Origin of the sequence: Pseudomonas sp. lyk4-R2A-10 (genome assembly GCF_030209075.1) — a bacterium.
Lineage (GTDB): Bacteria > Pseudomonadota > Gammaproteobacteria > Pseudomonadales > Pseudomonadaceae > Aquipseudomonas > Aquipseudomonas glycinae.
On the sequence record NZ_JARVSR010000011.1, the window covers coordinates 658,517 to 674,584 of the forward strand.

The window sequence follows — 16,068 nt, forward strand, 5'->3', positions numbered from 1 at the left end:
TGGCGGGGGCGATTATGCCCCAACCGTCGGCTGAGAATGTTTCGCGATTCATTATTCATGAAATGTGCAAGGGAGCACCCGTCCGATGAATGTCAGTCCTGTCTACCGCTCGCGTTTGCAGGTCGCCACCCTGCTGGTGCTGGCCACGTTGTTGACCGCCTGCGGCATCAACAACATCCCCACCCTCGACGAACAGGCCAAGGCTGCCTGGGGCCAGGTGCAGAACCAGTACCAGCGGCGCGCCGACCTGATTCCCAATCTGGTGGAAACCGTGAAGGGCTATGCCAAGCATGAAGAGGAAACTCTGACGGCGGTTATCGAGGCCCGGGCCAAGGCGACGTCGATCCAGGTCGATGCCAGCACCCTCGACAACCCGGAAAAACTCAAGCAGTTCCAGCAGGCCCAGGATCAACTGACCGGTGCCTTGAGCCGCTTGATGGTGGTGTCCGAACGTTACCCGGACCTGAAGGCCAACCAGAACTTCCTCGCCCTGCAATCGCAACTCGAGGGCACGGAAAACCGCATCGCCGTGGCCCGTCGTGATTTCATTCTGGCGGTGCAGAAATACAACACCGAGATCCGCACCTTTCCCGGTCGCCTGTGGCACAGCGTGATGTACAGCGATCTGCCGATCCGTGAGACCTTCGAAGCCACCAGCCCCGGCGCGGACAAGGCCCCGGAAGTGAAGTTCTGAGCCGGGGATGCCCATGCGTGTGTTGAAGATGGGCCTGGTGCTGATGCTGTGGCTGTTCACCGTCAGCGCCCGGGCCGAGTTGACTTTTCCGGCGCTGACCGGGCGGGTGATGGACGAGGCGCAGATGATCGAGCCGTCAGTGCGCGCGCAACTGAGCCAGCAATTGCAGGCCCACGAGCAGGCGACCGGCGAACAGTTGGTGGTGGTGACGTTGCCGAATCTGCAAGGCGCCACCATCGAGGACTACGGCGTCGAACTCGGCCGGCACTGGGGCATCGGCCAGAAGGACAAGAACAACGGCGCGCTGTTGATCGTCGCCCGGGACGAGCGCAAATTGCGCATCGAAGTCGGCTACGGGCTGGAGGATCGCCTGACCGATGCCCAGAGTTCGGTGATCATCCATCAGGTCATCACGCCATCGTTCAAGGCCGGCAATTTCAGCAAGGGCATCAGCGACGGCGTGGCGGCGATGCTGGTGGTGCTGGGTGGCAATCCGCTGGACGAACCGTCCACGGTGTATGAATCGGCTGGCGATCCCGCGGATGATTTCGTCTCGCGCCACCCGGCGTTGTTCGTATTTCTGGTGATGTTGTTCATCCTGACTGTTTTTGTCTGCCAGATGCTCGGTATCCTTCCCGCCGGCCGGGGCGGCTCCGGAGGAGGGGGCGGCTTTGGTGGCGGAGGTTTTGGCGGCGGCGGTGGAGACGGGGGCTTCAGCGGCGGCGGTGGCAGTTTCGGCGGGGGCGGGTCCTCCGGCGGCTGGTGATAACAATAATGAGCAGGCACTTCACGACATGGCATTACTGACTGAACACGAACAACGCAAGGTCGCCGAGGCCATCGCCCGAGTCGAGCGCGACACCGACGCCGAACTGGTGACGGTGCTCGCGGCCCGCGCCGACGACTACGCGTACATCCCGCTGCTGTGGGCCAGCCTGCTGGCGCTGGTGGTGCCGGGGATCGTGCATTACCTGACGGGCTGGCTGACGATGCACAGCCTGTTGCTGGTGCAGTGGGTCAGTTTTGTCGTGCTGTGCCTGGTGTTTCGTCTGCCAAAGGTCACCACTCATCTGATCCCGCGCCACGTCCGCCACTGGCGCGCGTCGAACCTGGCCCGCCGGCAGTTTCTCGAACAGAACCTGCACCACACGGTGGGCAGCACTGGCATGCTGATTTTTGTCTGCGAGGCGGAGCGGTATGTGGAGATTCTGGTGGACGAAGGGATTTCCAGAAAGCTGGATAACAAGAGCTGGGATTCGATTGTCGCGGTGTTTACCGAGCAGGTGCGACAGGGGCAGACGTTGCAGGGCTTTGTCACCTGCATTGAAGCGTGCGGCGAGTTGCTCAAGGTGCATGTGCCGGTGACGCAGGTGAGGAATGAGTTGCCCAATCGCTTGGTGGTGTTGGGATAAGCCGTTCGGGAAATTAGCCGTGCCCTCGAACGCCATCCCCCCTAAACTAGCGTCCATTCCTGATTTGCCCGTCCGAGGCCGCTTTTTCCCATGTCCGTTACCGCTCCTTCCGCATCTGCCAAACCGGCGCCCGATCACCACGCCCGGTTCATCGAGCTGCTGCAAACCAGCCTCGAACAGAACGGCTTCATCAAACTGGTGCTGGCCAAGTACGTCGGCGAAGAAGCGGACCTGCAGCGGATCATCATCAAACCGGTGACGGTCAAGGCGCAGCCGTGCCTGTCCTTCGTTTATCGCTACAAGACCCGCGACATCACCAAGAACCTGCCATTGGACGAAGCGGTCACGACGATTGCCGGGCTGCTGCCGGCCGCGTTCAAAAATGCGCATTTGCTGGCGTTGACTGACGAAGCCCAGCTCGAATACAGCAAAAAGGGCAAGAGCTCGCTGTTCATGAGCAAACCTCAGCAATTGCGTGAAGTGCCTTCCGCCGAGCACAACCGCGAGAAGAACCGCTTTCTCGATCTGAACCGGCCGTTCCTCAAGGATCTGGGCGTGACCAATGCCCAGCACGAGCTGATTCCAGCGATGTCGCGCAAGTGGAAGCAGATCAACAAATTCATCGAAGTCTTCAGCCACGCGCTGACCTCGTCGCCGCTGGCCCTGGACAAACCGGTGCGGGTGGCGGATTTCGGTTCAGGCAAGGGTTACCTGACGTTCGCCATCCATGATTATTTGCGTAACACGTTGAAGGCCGAGGGCGAAGTGACCGGCGTCGAGTTGCGCGAAGAGATGGTCAATCTGTGCAACACCGCCGCCGCGAAGCTGGAACACCCAGGGCTGGTGTTCAAGTGCGGCGATGTGCGCAGCGTGGCGCCGAGCGAGCTGGACGTGATGATCGCCCTGCATGCCTGCGACATTGCCACCGACTACGCGATCCACACCGGCATCCGCTCCGGCGCCTCGATCATCATGTGCTCGCCGTGCTGCCACAAACAGATCCGCTTGCAGATCCAGAGCCCGGCGCTGCTCAAGCCGATGCTGCAATATGGCCTGCACCTGGGCCAGCAGGCGGAAATGGTTACCGACAGCCTGCGCGCGCTATTCCTCGAAGCCTGCGGTTACGAGACCAAGGTGTTCGAGTTCATCTCGCTGGACCACACCAACAAGAACAAGATGATCCTCGCCGTGAAGCGCGCCGAGCCGGTGGACCCGACTCAGCTGCTGGTGAAGATTCAAGAGCTCAAGGCGTTCTACCAGATCAGCGAGCACTGCCTCGAAACCCTGCTGCTCGCTGATGGCCTGCTGAAGCTCAAGGCTTGAGCTGAACCCCGGCGGGTAACGTGCCCGGTTGAGCCGGGCGCACCGCGGTCTTGCGCCCGAGCATCACCGTCGCGATCACGCCGCAGGCGAACAGCCAGGTGATCGGCTCCACGTGTTCACCGAAGAACAGCGCGGAAAACGCGATGGTGAAGAAGATCTGCAGCAACTGGATCTGACTGACCCGGGCAATGCCACCCATGGCCAGCCCGGCGTACCAGGCGAAGAAACCCAGGAACTGCGAAAACAGCGCGACGTAGCCGAAGGCCCACCAGGTCTTCGCCGACACCGCGCCCTGATGCTGGAAAGCCAGATACAGCACCGGGCCGATCAGCAACGGCGTCGACAGCACCAGCGCCCAGCAGATCACCTGCCAGCCGCCCATCTCCCGGGCCAGACGCCCGCCTTCGGCGTAACCCAGACCGCCCACCGCAATCGCACCCAGCATCAGCAAATCACCGGCCTGAATGCTGCCGGCGCCGGTGTACAACGCATAACCCAGTACCAGCGCACTGCCCAGCGCGGCGCAGGCCCAGAAGGCTTTCGACGGACGCTCATGGGACAACCATGCGGCGTACAGCGCCACGCACAGCGGCTGCAAACCGTTGACCAGCGCACCGTGGGACGCCGGCAGGGTCTGCATGGCCCACGCCGACAACACCGGGAAACCGAGAATCACCCCGGCAATCACCAGACTCAGACCTTTGACCTGCTGCCAGGTCGGCCACTTTTCCCGTCGCCACAACAGCAGCGCCGCTGCCGGAATCGCCGCAAACAAGGCGCGGCCGAGGCCGTTGAGCAGCGGATGCAGTTCCTGCACCACGATGCGGGTGAAGGGCAGGGTGAGGCTGAAAATCACCACGCCGAGCAGGCCGAGGGCCATGCCGGTGTTTTCGCGCGAAGACATGAGGGCAAACCGATTCAAAGGTGGCAGGGAGGTGCCTTCATCTAGCCACAAACCACGGCAGTCGGGCTGTTACAGCTGAGCGCAGAGTTATCCATACAGTTTGCGAACGCCATCGCGGTCCTTGGGCTACTGTGAATATTCCTGCGTATTCACCCGAGGAGCCCTGCCCATGGCCGCGAAAAAGATTCTGATGCTGGTCGGCGATTACGTCGAAGACTACGAAGTGATGGTGCCGTTCCAGGCCCTGCAAATGGTCGGTCACACCGTGCATGCCGTGTGCCCGGACAAGGCCGCCGGCAAGACCGTGCGCACCGCGATCCATGACTTTGAAGGCGATCAGACCTACAGCGAGAAACCCGGTCACCAGTTCGCCCTGAACTTCGATTTCGCCAAGGTCGATGCCAAGGATTACGACGCCTTGCTGGTGCCCGGTGGGCGTGCGCCGGAATACCTGCGGCTGAACGAAAAAGTCCTGGAACTGGTGCGCGCCTTCGACAAGGCCGGCAAGCCGATTGCGGCCGTCTGTCATGGCGCGCAACTGCTGGCGGCGGCGGGGATTCTCGAAGGTCGCGAGTGCAGTGCTTATCCGGCCTGTGCCCCGGAAGTGCGCTTGGCCGGCGGCACCTACATCGACATCCCGGTCACGGACGGCCATGTCCAGGGCAACCTGGCCACCGCGCCCGCCTGGCCGGCGCACCCGAAATGGCTGGCCGGTTTCCTCGGTTTGCTTGGAACCAAAATCACCCTGTGACACATCGATAAGGAGAAACACCATGTCCGGATGGTATGAGTTGAGCAAAAGCAGCAACGGCCAGTACAAGTTCGTGCTGAAAGCGGCGAATGCCGAAACCATTCTGACCAGCGAGCTGTACACCAGCCGCACGGCCGCCGAAAACGGCATTGCCTCGGTGCAGACCAACAGCCCGCTGGACGAACGTTACGAGAAAAAGTCGACGAAGGACGGCCATCCGTACTTCAACCTCAAGGCGGCCAATCATCAGATCATCGGCAGCAGCGAGTCCTATTCATCGGATGCGGCGTGTGCCAAAGGCATCGCCAGCGTCAAGGCCAACGGGCCGTCCAAGGTGATCAAGGACAAAACCCTGCCGGTGCTTTGACCCCCCCGTGACATTCGGTCGCCAAATCTTTGGCGACTGAATTCTGGCTATGTGCCATCATTTCGCTTATCCTCCGCCGCCAATCCATGGAAGGGGCGCCGAGATGACTCTTTCGCGGATTTTTTGAACAACCGCTGCCAGAGTTTTCCTGCCAATGATCCGCTTTTTCGCTGTCCTGACCCTGCTGCTCGGCTTGAGCGGCTGCTATAGCCTGTCTCCTACAAAAATCGATGATGAACTCGCACCGAGTGCCGATTCCGGCACGGCGTATCTGGTGGGTGTGGTTGGCATCTGGCCGAAAGCGGCCTATGCGGCCCAGGAACAGATGCTGCTGATCCGCAAGCGTGGCAGTGACGAATTCGCCAGCGCGCGCCTGCACAACGAGTTCTATGCCCGCACGGCACGGGACGTGCGCGAGACCGGCCGTGGTATCGGCACGCTGTTCGTGATGCCGCTCAAACCTGGACGCTACGAGATCTACAACGTGCGATTCGATCGCGGCAGATCGGTGTCCTGGAGCCGTGAAGACTTCACCATCGGCATGCAGCTCGAAGCGGGCAAGGCTTATTACATCGGTGACTTCCGCGCCGGCTGCGTGTCCCCCAGCGACAGCACCTGCCTGTTCCTGCACAGCGATCACCTCGAACGCGACGCCGCGCTGGTCCGCGCCGGGTATCCGCAAGTGCCCGGCCTGCAACGACTGGACATGCCGAACCTGTACACCGCCACTCCGTTCATTCGTGAAGAGAACGGCACCAGCGCCTCCGTCTACAAAGCCATGCTCTCGGGGAAATTCTGATGCTCATCAAACGTCTGCTTCTGGGCTTGCTTCTGCTGCTGGGCGGTTGCCAGGTCACCCATTCGCTGAAGGCGCCGGACGTCGATTACAGCAGCCAGCAATTGCCGGCCATCAACGTCAGTGTGATCGGCATGCCAAGCTGGATGCTGCGTGACGAATTGCGTCGGCGTGGCACCTTTGAAGAAGTGAAGGCCGGTCGCAGCGAAGACGGCTACAACGTACTGGTGGTCGCCAACAGCGATGTCGGCGGGATTCAGCCGCAGATGCTTCTGAGCGCCTTCACTCTGTTTCTGGTGCCGGTGCCGGTGAGTTTCGACAGCACGGTGGTGTTCAGCCTCAGCCATGGCAAGCAGATACTGGGCGTCTACACCGTGAAGAACCACACCGAATCCTGGCGCGGCGCATTCAACGCCTCGGGCGGTCAGTTCGAACACATGCGCTTGATCAGTGACACGTTCATCGCGCAGATTCTCAAGGATCAGCCGTTCCACCGCGAAGCCATGAAACGCGCCGCCAGCCTCTGATCGACGGCCACAAAAAATCCCGCCCGGGGTGAACCGGGCGGGATTTTTTTCGTTCAGCGCAAGGTGTACAGCAAGGCCTGCAATTGCGTACGCCCGGCCTCAGCCAGCGGGAACACCGGCAAACGCGGATCGCCGACTTCCAGACCGGTCAGTCGCAGACCGGCCTTGATCGTCGCCGGCAAGCCGCCCTTGAGGATGAAGTCCAGCAGCGGCAACTGGCGGTAGAACAGCTCCCGCGCCTTGCCGAGATCCCCCGCCAGTGTGGCTTCGTACAAATCCAGGTTGAGCTGCGGGATCAGGTTCGGCGCTGCCGTGCACCAACCCTTGGCCCCGGCGGCGAACGCCTCCAGCGCCAGCGGGTTGCAGCCGTTGTAGAACGGCACCCGGCCTTCGCCCAGCAGTTGCAGCTTGTGCATGCGCTGGATGTCGCCGGTGCTCTCCTTGACCATGGTCACGTTCTCCACGCCGTTGACGATGCGCAGGATCAGCTCCACCGACATGTCGGTGCCGCTGGTGGCCGGGTTGTTGTAGAGCATGATCGGCACGCCGATGCTGTCGCCGATGGCGCGGTAGTGGGCGAGGATTTCCGCTTCGGTGAGTTTCCAGTAGGACGTCGGCAACACCATCACCACGTCGGCGCCATGGGCTTCGGCAAAGCGTGCGCGGCGTACCGCTTTGGCGGTGGTCAGGTCGGACACGCTGACCACGGTCGGCACGCGTTTGGCCACGTGCTTGATGCTGAACTCGGCGACCTGATCCCACTCCGCATCGCTCAGGTAGGCGCCTTCGCCGGTGCTGCCCAGTGGCGCAATGGCGTGGACGCCGCCGGCGATCAGACGGTCGATGGAGCGGCCGAGGGCCGGCAGGTCAACGCCTTCGCCGTTGGCGCCGAACGGGGTGATGGTGTAGCCGATGATGCCGTGAATGTTGGACATGAGAGTGCTCCGCAAGGATGAGGTGTTCAGTTCAGGCAATCGGCGTGCTGACGCAGGTTCTGCCGGGCGTAGTAGTTGAAGGCTGCGGCGTGGCGTTTGGGTTTCGACACCCAGTCATGGGCCTCGCGACCCAGTTCGGGAATGATCGGTTTGATCGTCCCGGCGGCCATCGCCAGCAATTGCAGTTTGGCGGCGCGCTCGATCAGTTGCGCGATGACACAGGCTTCCTCGATGGTCGTCCCGGTCGACAGCTGCCCGTGGTGGGAAAGCAGGATCGCCCGTTTGTCACCCAACGCCCCGGCAATCAGTTCGCCTTCTTCGTTGCCCACCGGCACACCCGGCCAGCCTTCAAGGAACGCGCAATCGTCGTACAGCGGGCACAGGTCCATGTGGGAAATCTGCAGCGGCACTTCCAGCATCGACAGCGCGGCAATGTGTGTCGGGTGGGTGTGGATGATGCAGTTCACATCCGGCCGCGCGCGGTACACCCAGCTGTGGAAACGGTTGGCCGGGTTGGCCATGCCGTGGCCTTCGAGCACTTCCAGGTCTTCGTTGACCAGCAGCAGATTGCTCGCGGTGATTTCATCGAAACCCAGGCCCAGTTGCTGAGTGTAGTAAGTGCCTGGCTGCGGGCCACGGGCGGTGATCTGCCCGGCGAGGCCCGAATCGTGGCCGTTCTCGAACAGGATCCGGCAGGTCAGCGCCAGCTTTTGCCGGTCCGTCCACGTATTATCCGCCAGGGTTTTTTGCATCTGGGTCAGCGCTTGCTTGACCAGTTCGTCTTTGGGTAGTGCTAATGTCTTCGCCATATCCGTGTCCTGTGGTGGTTGCCATGGATGACACTTATGAGGCTATATGACACTTTGTGTCATTGGCAAGGACAAATCGTCTTTCCTTTGCTGGATTAATCGCTTCGCATGTCTATCCGTTTGAAATTATTGAGAAAAAAACTTGGCGTAACCCTTGAGGCACTGGCCGAGAAATCCGGCATGACCAAGAGTTATCTGTCGAAGGTCGAGCGCGGGTTGAACACACCGTCGATTGCCGCCGCGCTGAAACTGGCCAAGGCGCTGAACGTGAAAGTCGAGGAGCTGTTCTCCGAAGACAACGTCAGCCTCGACGGCTACAGCCTGGTGCGCAGCCACGAACGCCAGTCGCTGGCGGCCAACGACCACAGCCCTGGCTACGCGGTGCTGGCCCATCAGGTCAGCGAACGCAGCCTGCTGCCGTTCATCATTTATCCGCCGAGCGAATTCACCGACAAAACCTTCAAGGAACATTTGGGCGAGGAGTTTCTGTTCGTCCACGAGGGCCGGGTCGAAGTCGACTTCGTGAACGAACGGGTGCTGCTGGAGCGGGGCGATGCGCTGCACTTCAATGCGCAGAAGCCGCATCGCATCCGCTCAGTGGGCGAAGTGCAGGCGCAGTTGCTGGTGGTGGTGCACAGCAGCGAGGAGTGATCAGATCTCGACCGGTACCGACAGCTTCGGATGGCCCAGCGCATGGCTCTTGGAATCAAAGAACCGCAACTCGACGCCCGTGCCCTCGAACAGCTTCGCGTAGTGGCGCTTCTGGTGCTGGATGAACGCCGCGCTGCGCGGGTAGATCGAGATCGCCACGGTCTTCGGTTTCGCCAGACGCAGGGCGCGCACGAGGTGGCTGTCCTGTTCGCCGAGGGCGTGGCCAAAGACGCACAGGTTGTCGCCGTGACCGAGTAACTGGTCGTAGCAGAACGACAGGTAATCGGAACTGCGGATGCTCTTGAGCTTGTCGGCGCTCGGCCCTTCGTTGACGAACAGCGGCACATCATCGAGCGTCTTGATCGTGTTGTTGATCGCGAAACTGCCGAGCAGCGTGCCCTCGGTGGCGGTCAGCTTGCGTGCCGTGCCGTCCTGGTTGCGCACCAGATGCAGACCGCCGTGCAGGTACAGTAGACGCGGTTTTTCAGTGTGGCTTTCGCACAGATCGAAACTGGCATCGGGGCCGTTGAACAGGTCGTCGATGACCTCGCCCTGATGTTGCAGGGCCCAGTAATTGAGCAGGTCGTAATTGGTGGTGAACACCGTGCGATAACGCGCCAGTTCGCTGTTCAGGGTCGTCAGGGTTGAGGCTTCGATCAGCCGCCACGGGATGTGTACCGCGTGCACGGTGTTGATCAGCGCTTCCTTGATCGCGTAGTAGCGGTTGCGCGGCGCGGCCGAGCTGACGGCCAGCGCCTTGTTGACCCGACTGGTGGTTTTCAGCGCGCCGAGCACCTGCTCGAAACTGCGCGTCTGCAGCGCATCGAACACGCTCAGCTCCGACTGGCTTAACGGTTTTTCTTCCACCGTACGGGCGTTTTCGAACAGCGAGTCGTAGCCGAAATCGTCCCATACCGCACGACTGGCGCCGTTACCCAGCAACAGACCGCTGAAGTCGGTGGTGGCGCGCAACGCGTTCCAGTCTTCGAGGGTGGCGTCGACATCCAGAAAATCGCTCATTGCAGGGCACGTCTCAAAACAAAGGGGCAGATGGACGGCGACTTTATCACGAGCGGGCATTGAGCCAGATCAACATCCGCCGTGACCGATCGGTCGATCCTTGGCGCACCCGCCGAATTGCAAGCATCGATTTGGCCCCAGCCAGGAGACGCGCCATGAGCAGCACCTTTTTCATTCCCGCGGTAAACATCATGGGCAGCGGCTGCCTCGATGAAGCCATGAATGCGATCCGCAACTACGGTTTTCGCAAGGCGCTGATCGTCACCGATGCCGGGCTGGCCAAGGCCGGCGTGGCGACGATGATTGCCGAGAAACTGGCGATGCAGGACATCGATTCGGTGGTCTTCGATGGCGCCAAACCCAATCCGAGCATCGCCAACGTTGAGGCGGGGCTGGCGCTGCTCAAGGAGAGTCGCTGCGACTTCGTGGTGTCGTTGGGCGGCGGTTCGCCCCACGACTGCGCCAAGGGCATTGCGTTGTGTGCCACCAACGGCGGGCAGATCCGCGACTACGAAGGCGTCGATCAATCGACCAAGCCACAACTGCCGCTGATCGCCATCAACACCACCGCCGGCACCGCCAGCGAGATGACCCGGTTCTGCATCATCACCGACGAAACCCGTCACGTGAAAATGGCCATCGTCGACCGCAACGTCACGCCGCTGCTGTCGGTCAACGACCCGGCGCTGATGGTCGCCATGCCGAAAAGCCTGACCGCCGCCACTGGCATGGACGCGCTGACCCATGCAATCGAAGCCTATGTGTCCACCGCCGCCAACCCGATCACCGACGCCTGCGCGCTCAAGGCCATGACCCTGATCAGCAACAACCTGCGCCTGGTCGTGCGCGACGGCAGCGACCTGGCGGCGCGGGAAAACATGGCGTATGCGCAGTTCCTCGCCGGCATGGCGTTCAACAATGCCTCCCTCGGTTACGTGCATGCGATGGCGCACCAGTTGGGCGGTTTCTATGACTTGCCCCACGGTGTTTGCAACGCGGTGCTGCTGCCCCATGTGCAGACGTTCAACGCACAGGTCTGTGCCGGTCGCCTGACCGATGTGGCCCACGCCATGGGCGCCGACATTCGTGGCTTCAGCCCGGAGGAGGGCGCGCAGGCCGCGATTGCCGCGATCCGTTGCCTGGCCAGGGACGTGGAGATTCCCGGTGGCCTGCGTGATCTCGGCGCCAAGTGCACCGACATCCCGGTGCTCGCCGCCAACGCCCTGAAAGACGCCTGCGGCTTCACCAATCCGCGAGTGGCGGATCAGCGGCAGATCGAGGAGATTTTCCGCAGCGCGTTTTAAGCGGGCTGATGATCGGGCGTTAACCTCGTGCAGAGCACCGCGCCAAATGCCAGAACGCAGCACAGCATCGATAGCGGCCATGCCTGCGGACTGGCGAGCAGGCTGGCCACCGCGCCGATCAGTGCAGCCATCAATTGGTGGATGAAACCGCTCAGGGCCATCGCGTAAGCGCCGGCAATCGGCGCACCATCGTTGGCCCGTGACAGGCTGATCGGATAGTTCAGCGACTGGCCGAACACGGCGACGCAGTAAGGCAGCCAGAGCAGCCAGGCCATCGAGCTGGCCAACAGACTGCCGGCCAGCATCACGCCAGTGCCGGCCATCACCAGGCTGACCCCCAGTGTCATCAGCCGGTGCTGACCGGTACGCAGCACAAAGCGATTGACCGCCAGCGCCCCCAGGAAATATGCGGCGCTGATCGGCCAGCCCAGCAACCCATATGCGGTCGCCGACCAGTTGAACGGGCCTTGCAGAATCAACGGCGCAGCGCTGTTGAACGCGATGATCACGCCATAACCCAGACCGCCCGCAAGCGCCGGCAGCAGAAACGCCCGATGGATCAGGATCGTTCGATAGACCTCCCAGGGCGAAGCGGTTGTGGGCGCTTCGACGAGTTTCGGGAAACTCAGGCGCGAGACTATCGCGGCCATCAACAGGCTGACCGCGCCCAGCAGATAAAAGATCGCCTGCCAGCCCAGCGTCACCTGAATGAGCGAACCGGCGTATTGCCCGATCCCGAGCGCGACAACGAACGAAATCGAAATCCACGACAACGCCTTCGCCAGCAGATCCCCCCGAAAGCTGTCTCGAATCAGCACCCGCGCCATCACCGAAATGCCGCTGGCGCCGATCCCCTGAAGCAGTCGCAGCAACAGGAACGATTCCAGCGTCGCACCCAGCGGCAACGCCAGGTTCGCCAGCCCATAAATCCCCAGCGCCGCGAGCAGCACCGGTTTGCGGCCGATGCGCTGCGCCAGACTGCCCCACAGCAGCATCGGCAGCGCCATGCCGATCAGGTACAGCGACAAGCCCCAGGCCACCTGTGTTGCATCGACCTGTAAATGCTTGGCGATCTGTGGCAGCGCCGGCAGGTAAATGCTCATGCCCAACTGGGCGAGGAACACGGTGGAACAGGTGATGAGCAGAATGAGGCTGGGGTTCATGAGTCGTCCGTGGGGGGCAGAGATGTTCACTGTCGGTCAGCAAAAAACCAGGCGAATGATACGTCAGGCCAGCATCGGCTACGTCCGGTAGTGCTGTGTGTTTCTGGAATTTTTCCTGTAAGGCAATGCCAGTGTTGAATACAAGGCAATTGAGTGTCTGCACGGGGCGCAACCCGGCTATCCTGCCGGGATCAACGAACCCACGTTATCGAGCTTGCCATGCTGCAAAAAAGCCTGATCCGCCGCCTCGACCTGATCACCCTGCAACTGTTCGTCGCCGTCCACGAGGAAGGCACGCTGACCCGTGCCGCGTCCCGCGAGGCGATTGCCGTGTCGGCGGCGAGCAAGCGCTTGATGGAGCTGGAGGAAGCGCTGGGCATCAGCCTGTTCGTGCGTCAGGCCAAGGGCATGACCCTGACCCCGGCCGGCGAAACCCTGTTGCACCACGCCCGGCAGATGTTGTTCAACGTCGAGAAAATGGGCCTTGAACTGGGCGAGCACAGCCACGGTGTGCGCGGCTATGTGCGGATGCTGGCGAACCTGTCGGCGATCATTCAGTTTCTCCCCGAAGACCTGCGCGATTTCACCGCGCACCAGCCGCAGGTCAAGACCGATCTGGAAGAGCGGCCCAGCGCCGGCGTGGTTCAGGGCGTGCTCGATGGCGTGGCGGATCTTGGCATCTGCTCCAGCGACAGCGACATCAAAGGCCTGCACAGCGTGCGCTATCGCCGGGACAAACTGGTGGTGGTGATGTTGCCCGAGCATCCGTTGGCGGTGCGCGAATCCGTGGCGTTCAGTGAAACCCTCGACAGCGATTACGTCGGCCTGCACGCCGCCAGTTCGATCAACATGCGCACCCACGCTGCCGCGCGTCAGGCCGGCAAAGTGTTGCGCATCCGCATTCATGTGCCGGGCTTCGATGCCGTGTGCCGGATGGTGCAGGCCAACATGGGCATCGGCATCCTGCCGCAGCGGGCTTATGAGTTGTTCGGTCGGGCGCTGGGGCTGCAGGCGGTGCCGCTGACCGATGGCTGGTCGGATCGTGACTTGCTCGTGGTGGTGCGTGACGAGGCCGGGTTGTCGCCGGTGAGCCGGATCCTGTTCGAGCATTTGCGCGCAGCCAGCTGAGCGTTCGCGTTTGGCGAACGGCCGTTGCCGAGTGACGGCTGGATCGCAGCCATGACGTTCCTCTAGCCTTGGCCGCAATTCCAAGAACAAGAGGTACCCCGCGATGACTGCCCCTTTGAGTGCGATCAAAGTGATCGAAATCGGCACCCTGATCGCTGCGCCGTTTGCCGCGCGGATGCTTGCCGAATTCGGCGCCGAAGTGATCAAGATCGAAGCCATGGGTCAGGGCGACCCGCTGCGCAAATGGCGCAAGCTGCACGAAGGAACGTCGCTGTGGTGGTACCTGCAATCGCGCAACAAGAAATCCTTGGCGCTCAATCTGAAATCCGCCGAAGGCATCGAGCTGGTCAAGCAACTGGCTCGCGATGCCGACGTGATCATCGAAAACCTGCGCCCCGGCGCCCTGGAAAAACTCGGCCTGGGCTGGGACGTGCTGCACGGCCTGAACCCCAACCTGACCCTGGTGCGCATTTCCGGCTACGGCCAGACCGGCCCCTACCGTGACCGCCCCGGTTTCGGTGCGATCGGCGAGGCCATGGGGGGCATTCGCTACACCACCGGCACTCCCGGTTCACCGCCGGCGCGGGTCGGAGTCAGCCTCGGCGACTCACTGGCTTCGCTGCACGCGGTGATCGGCGCGCTGATGTCGCTGCTGCGGGTCAAGACCGGGCAGGGCGGCGGGCAGGTTGTCGATGTGTCGCTGGCCGAAAGCGTGTTCAACGTCATGGAAAGCCTGGTGCCGGAATACGACATGCTCGGCCATGTCCGCGAACGCAGTGGCGGCGCGTTGCCGGGCATCGCACCTTCCAATACTTACCTCACGGCTGACGGCGCCTACGTGGTGATCGCCGGCAACAGCGACCCGATCTACAAGCGCCTGATGCAGGTGATCGGTCGGGATGATCTGGCCGAAGCCGAAGAATTCGCCCACAACGACGGTCGTGCCGCAAAGAGCGGTCTGCTCGACGCTGCCATCACCCACTGGACGAGCAGCCTGCCGATCAATGACGTACTGGCGGCGCTGGAAGCCGCCGAAGTGCCGGCCGGCCGCATCTACTCGGTGGCCGACATCGTTGCCGATCCGCACTATCAGGCCCGGGACATGTTGCTTGACGCCGCGTTGCCCGGCGGGGCGACCGTGAAGATGCCGGGCATCGTGCCCAAACTCTCGGAAACCCCCGGTGGTGTGAACTGGTCGGGCCCCGGCCTCGGTCAGCACACCGATGGCATCCTCGCCGGTCTCGGCCTGACCGCTTCTGACATCGAACGCCTGAAAAACCAGGGGGTGGTGCAATGATCAGCGATTACTCGCAGACCCTGATCGTCCAGGAAGTCTCGCCCCGGGACGGCTTGCAAATCGAACCGACCTGGGTCGAGACCGAAGACAAGATCGCCCTGATCGATCAACTGTCCCGGGCAGGATTCAGCCGCATCGAAGCCGGCTCGTTTGTCTCGCCGAAAGCGATCCCGGCCCTGCGCGATGGCGAGCAGGTGTTCAAGGGCATCCAGCGTCAGCCGGGGGTGATTTATGTCGCACTGATTCCCAACCTCAAGGGTGCGCAACGGGCACTGGAGGCTGGCGCCGATGAACTGAACCTGGTGATGTCCGCCAGCCAGACCCACAACCTGGCGAACATGCGCATGCGTTGCGAAGCCTCGCTGGCGGCGTTTGGCGAGATCGTGACTTTCGCCAGCGGCTCGGGCGTGCGGCTCAACGGCAGCATCGCGACGACGTTTGGTTGCCCGTTCGAGGGCGGGATCGACGAAGACCGCGTGCTGCAAATCGTCGAGGCCTATCAACAGCTCGGCATTCAGGGCATCTCCCTGGCCGACACCACCGGCATGGCCAATCCGCGACAGGTCGACCGACTGGTGCGGCGGGTGTTGCAGCGGGTTTCGGCGGCGGATCTGACTCTGCACTTTCACAACACCCGAGGCCTGGGATTGTGCAACGTGCTGGCAGCTTACGAAGCGGGCGCCCGGCGTTTCGACGCGGCGCTGGGCGGGCTCGGCGGCTGTCCGTTCGCGCCCGGCGCATCGGGCAACATCTGCACCGAAGACCTGGTCAACCTCTGCGATGAAGTCGGCATTCACACCGGCATCGATCTGCCGTTGCTGCTGAAACTATCCCGTGGCTTGCCAGCGCTGCTGGGCCACGACGTGCCGGGGCAACTGGCCAAGGCCGGACGCAATTGCGATCTGCACCCGATGCCCACCTGATGTCACACGCTCACTGACTTACCCCCAACCAGACAACAAAAACAATCGGACGCCCACCGGCAGT

18 protein-coding genes are annotated in these 16,068 nt (G+C 62.1%); 13 read left to right on the plus strand and 5 right to left on the minus strand.

Annotated features, from left to right (window positions below):
* Positions 1-85 precede the first annotated feature (85 nt).
* The 4 genes from QRN46_RS20180 (at position 86) to QRN46_RS20195 (ending at position 3,429) form a co-directional block, all read left to right on the plus strand.
* Positions 86-694 carry a LemA family protein gene (locus tag QRN46_RS20180; protein WP_007957897.1) on the plus strand — a complete coding sequence of 203 codons (609 nt, stop codon included), beginning with the start codon at positions 86-88 and terminating at the stop codon, positions 692-694.
* 13 nt (positions 695-707) lie between these two features.
* Positions 708-1,460, plus strand: a complete 753-nt coding sequence (locus QRN46_RS20185) for a TPM domain-containing protein (protein ID WP_285356780.1) — start codon at positions 708-710, stop codon at positions 1,458-1,460.
* 28 nt (positions 1,461-1,488) lie between these two features.
* Positions 1,489-2,106 (plus strand): TPM domain-containing protein, encoded by a 618-nt coding sequence (locus tag QRN46_RS20190; protein ID WP_192559989.1) that lies wholly within the window; start codon positions 1,489-1,491, stop codon positions 2,104-2,106.
* 90 nt (positions 2,107-2,196) lie between these two features.
* Positions 2,197-3,429, plus strand: a complete 1,233-nt coding sequence (locus tag QRN46_RS20195) for a class I SAM-dependent methyltransferase (RefSeq protein ID WP_115076850.1) — start codon at positions 2,197-2,199, stop codon at positions 3,427-3,429.
* On the opposite strand, the gene QRN46_RS20200 is transcribed toward QRN46_RS20195, so the two are convergent.
* Complete coding sequence (locus tag QRN46_RS20200; RefSeq protein ID WP_039772745.1) at positions 3,419-4,333, minus strand: DMT family transporter; 915 nt, start codon at positions 4,331-4,333, stop codon at positions 3,419-3,421. The two genes, QRN46_RS20195 and QRN46_RS20200, sit on opposite strands and share 11 nt — an antisense overlap.
* Positions 4,334-4,502: 169 nt before the next feature.
* Between QRN46_RS20200 and QRN46_RS20205 the strand changes: the two genes are divergently transcribed.
* The 4 genes from QRN46_RS20205 to QRN46_RS20220 all read left to right on the plus strand — a co-directional run bounded on the left by QRN46_RS20205 (position 4,503) and on the right by QRN46_RS20220 (position 6,774).
* Positions 4,503-5,084 carry a DJ-1/PfpI family protein gene (locus QRN46_RS20205; RefSeq protein ID WP_007957909.1) on the plus strand — a complete coding sequence of 194 codons (582 nt, stop codon included), beginning with the start codon at positions 4,503-4,505 and terminating at the stop codon, positions 5,082-5,084.
* 22 nt (positions 5,085-5,106) lie between these two features.
* Positions 5,107-5,451: a YegP family protein gene (locus QRN46_RS20210; RefSeq protein ID WP_011332849.1), complete on the plus strand. Its 345-nt coding sequence runs from the start codon at positions 5,107-5,109 to the stop codon at positions 5,449-5,451.
* 154 nt (positions 5,452-5,605) lie between these two features.
* Entirely contained in the window at positions 5,606-6,250 is a 645-nt protein-coding gene (locus QRN46_RS20215; protein ID WP_011332850.1) for a hypothetical protein, read from the plus strand.
* Complete coding sequence (locus QRN46_RS20220; protein WP_285356788.1) at positions 6,250-6,774, plus strand: hypothetical protein; 525 nt, start codon at positions 6,250-6,252, stop codon at positions 6,772-6,774. The genes QRN46_RS20215 and QRN46_RS20220 overlap by 1 nt, the downstream gene beginning before the upstream one ends.
* Positions 6,775-6,827: 53 nt before the next feature.
* Here the strand turns inward: QRN46_RS20220 and QRN46_RS20225 are convergent, their stop codons facing one another.
* The gene (locus tag QRN46_RS20225; RefSeq protein ID WP_011332852.1) at positions 6,828-7,709 is read right to left on the minus strand and encodes a dihydrodipicolinate synthase family protein; all 882 of its coding nucleotides are present in this window, start codon (positions 7,707-7,709) and stop codon (positions 6,828-6,830) included.
* 26 nt (positions 7,710-7,735) lie between these two features.
* Positions 7,736-8,518: an aldolase gene (locus QRN46_RS20230; RefSeq protein ID WP_064594034.1), complete on the minus strand. Its 783-nt coding sequence runs from the start codon at positions 8,516-8,518 to the stop codon at positions 7,736-7,738.
* Positions 8,519-8,626: 108 nt separating this feature from the next.
* On the opposite strand from QRN46_RS20230, the gene QRN46_RS20235 reads away from it, so the two are divergent.
* Positions 8,627-9,169 (plus strand): helix-turn-helix domain-containing protein, encoded by a 543-nt coding sequence (locus QRN46_RS20235; protein WP_011332854.1) that lies wholly within the window; start codon positions 8,627-8,629, stop codon positions 9,167-9,169.
* Here QRN46_RS20235 and QRN46_RS20240 read toward each other — a convergent pair whose 3' ends face one another.
* Positions 9,170-10,189: a DUF4917 family protein gene (locus QRN46_RS20240; RefSeq protein ID WP_285356794.1), complete on the minus strand. Its 1,020-nt coding sequence runs from the start codon at positions 10,187-10,189 to the stop codon at positions 9,170-9,172.
* A 155-nt stretch (positions 10,190-10,344) separates the two neighbouring features.
* Between QRN46_RS20240 and yiaY the strand changes: the two genes are divergently transcribed.
* Entirely contained in the window at positions 10,345-11,493 is a 1,149-nt protein-coding gene (yiaY, locus tag QRN46_RS20245; RefSeq protein WP_011332856.1) for an L-threonine dehydrogenase, read from the plus strand.
* Here yiaY and QRN46_RS20250 read toward each other — a convergent pair.
* Positions 11,490-12,656, minus strand: a complete 1,167-nt coding sequence (locus QRN46_RS20250) for an MFS transporter (RefSeq protein ID WP_011332857.1) — start codon at positions 12,654-12,656, stop codon at positions 11,490-11,492. The genes yiaY and QRN46_RS20250 overlap by 4 nt on opposite strands.
* 219 nt (positions 12,657-12,875) lie before the next feature.
* On the opposite strand from QRN46_RS20250, the gene QRN46_RS20255 reads away from it, so the two are divergent.
* From QRN46_RS20255 to QRN46_RS20265, 3 genes are all read left to right on the plus strand, one after another.
* Positions 12,876-13,784, plus strand: coding sequence for a LysR family transcriptional regulator (locus tag QRN46_RS20255; RefSeq protein ID WP_011332858.1), 909 nt, complete (start codon positions 12,876-12,878; stop codon positions 13,782-13,784).
* Positions 13,785-13,887: 103 nt separating this feature from the next.
* Entirely contained in the window at positions 13,888-15,081 is a 1,194-nt protein-coding gene (locus tag QRN46_RS20260) for a CaiB/BaiF CoA transferase family protein (protein ID WP_285356798.1), read from the plus strand.
* Positions 15,078-16,004 (plus strand): hydroxymethylglutaryl-CoA lyase, encoded by a 927-nt coding sequence (locus QRN46_RS20265; RefSeq protein ID WP_285356800.1) that lies wholly within the window; start codon positions 15,078-15,080, stop codon positions 16,002-16,004. The genes QRN46_RS20260 and QRN46_RS20265 overlap by 4 nt, the downstream gene beginning before the upstream one ends.
* The last annotated feature ends 64 nt before the right edge of the window (positions 16,005-16,068 follow it).

Bases quoted from the DNA above. Each gene is read 5' to 3' on its own strand.
- QRN46_RS20255 (WP_011332858.1), top strand. From the start codon at position 12,876: ATGCTGCAAAAAAGCCTGATCCGCCGCCTCGACCTGATCACCCTGCAA.
- QRN46_RS20265 (WP_285356800.1), top strand. From the start codon at position 15,078: ATGATCAGCGATTACTCGCAGACCCTGATCGTCCAGGAAGTCTCGCCC.
- QRN46_RS20210 (WP_011332849.1), top strand. From the start codon at position 5,107: ATGTCCGGATGGTATGAGTTGAGCAAAAGCAGCAACGGCCAGTACAAG.
- QRN46_RS20200 (WP_039772745.1), bottom strand. From the start codon at position 4,333: ATGTCTTCGCGCGAAAACACCGGCATGGCCCTCGGCCTGCTCGGCGTG.
- QRN46_RS20240 (WP_285356794.1), bottom strand. From the start codon at position 10,189: ATGAGCGATTTTCTGGATGTCGACGCCACCCTCGAAGACTGGAACGCG.
- QRN46_RS20195 (WP_115076850.1), top strand. From the start codon at position 2,197: ATGTCCGTTACCGCTCCTTCCGCATCTGCCAAACCGGCGCCCGATCAC.
- QRN46_RS20215 (WP_011332850.1), top strand. From the start codon at position 5,606: ATGATCCGCTTTTTCGCTGTCCTGACCCTGCTGCTCGGCTTGAGCGGC.
- QRN46_RS20260 (WP_285356798.1), top strand. From the start codon at position 13,888: ATGACTGCCCCTTTGAGTGCGATCAAAGTGATCGAAATCGGCACCCTG.
- QRN46_RS20235 (WP_011332854.1), top strand. From the start codon at position 8,627: ATGTCTATCCGTTTGAAATTATTGAGAAAAAAACTTGGCGTAACCCTT.
- QRN46_RS20180 (WP_007957897.1), top strand. From the start codon at position 86: ATGAATGTCAGTCCTGTCTACCGCTCGCGTTTGCAGGTCGCCACCCTG.
- QRN46_RS20250 (WP_011332857.1), bottom strand. From the start codon at position 12,656: ATGAACCCCAGCCTCATTCTGCTCATCACCTGTTCCACCGTGTTCCTC.
- QRN46_RS20225 (WP_011332852.1), bottom strand. From the start codon at position 7,709: ATGTCCAACATTCACGGCATCATCGGCTACACCATCACCCCGTTCGGC.
- yiaY (WP_011332856.1), top strand. From the start codon at position 10,345: ATGAGCAGCACCTTTTTCATTCCCGCGGTAAACATCATGGGCAGCGGC.
- QRN46_RS20220 (WP_285356788.1), top strand. From the start codon at position 6,250: ATGCTCATCAAACGTCTGCTTCTGGGCTTGCTTCTGCTGCTGGGCGGT.
- QRN46_RS20185 (WP_285356780.1), top strand. From the start codon at position 708: ATGCGTGTGTTGAAGATGGGCCTGGTGCTGATGCTGTGGCTGTTCACC.
- QRN46_RS20230 (WP_064594034.1), bottom strand. From the start codon at position 8,518: ATGGCGAAGACATTAGCACTACCCAAAGACGAACTGGTCAAGCAAGCG.
- QRN46_RS20190 (WP_192559989.1), top strand. From the start codon at position 1,489: ATGGCATTACTGACTGAACACGAACAACGCAAGGTCGCCGAGGCCATC.
- QRN46_RS20205 (WP_007957909.1), top strand. From the start codon at position 4,503: ATGGCCGCGAAAAAGATTCTGATGCTGGTCGGCGATTACGTCGAAGAC.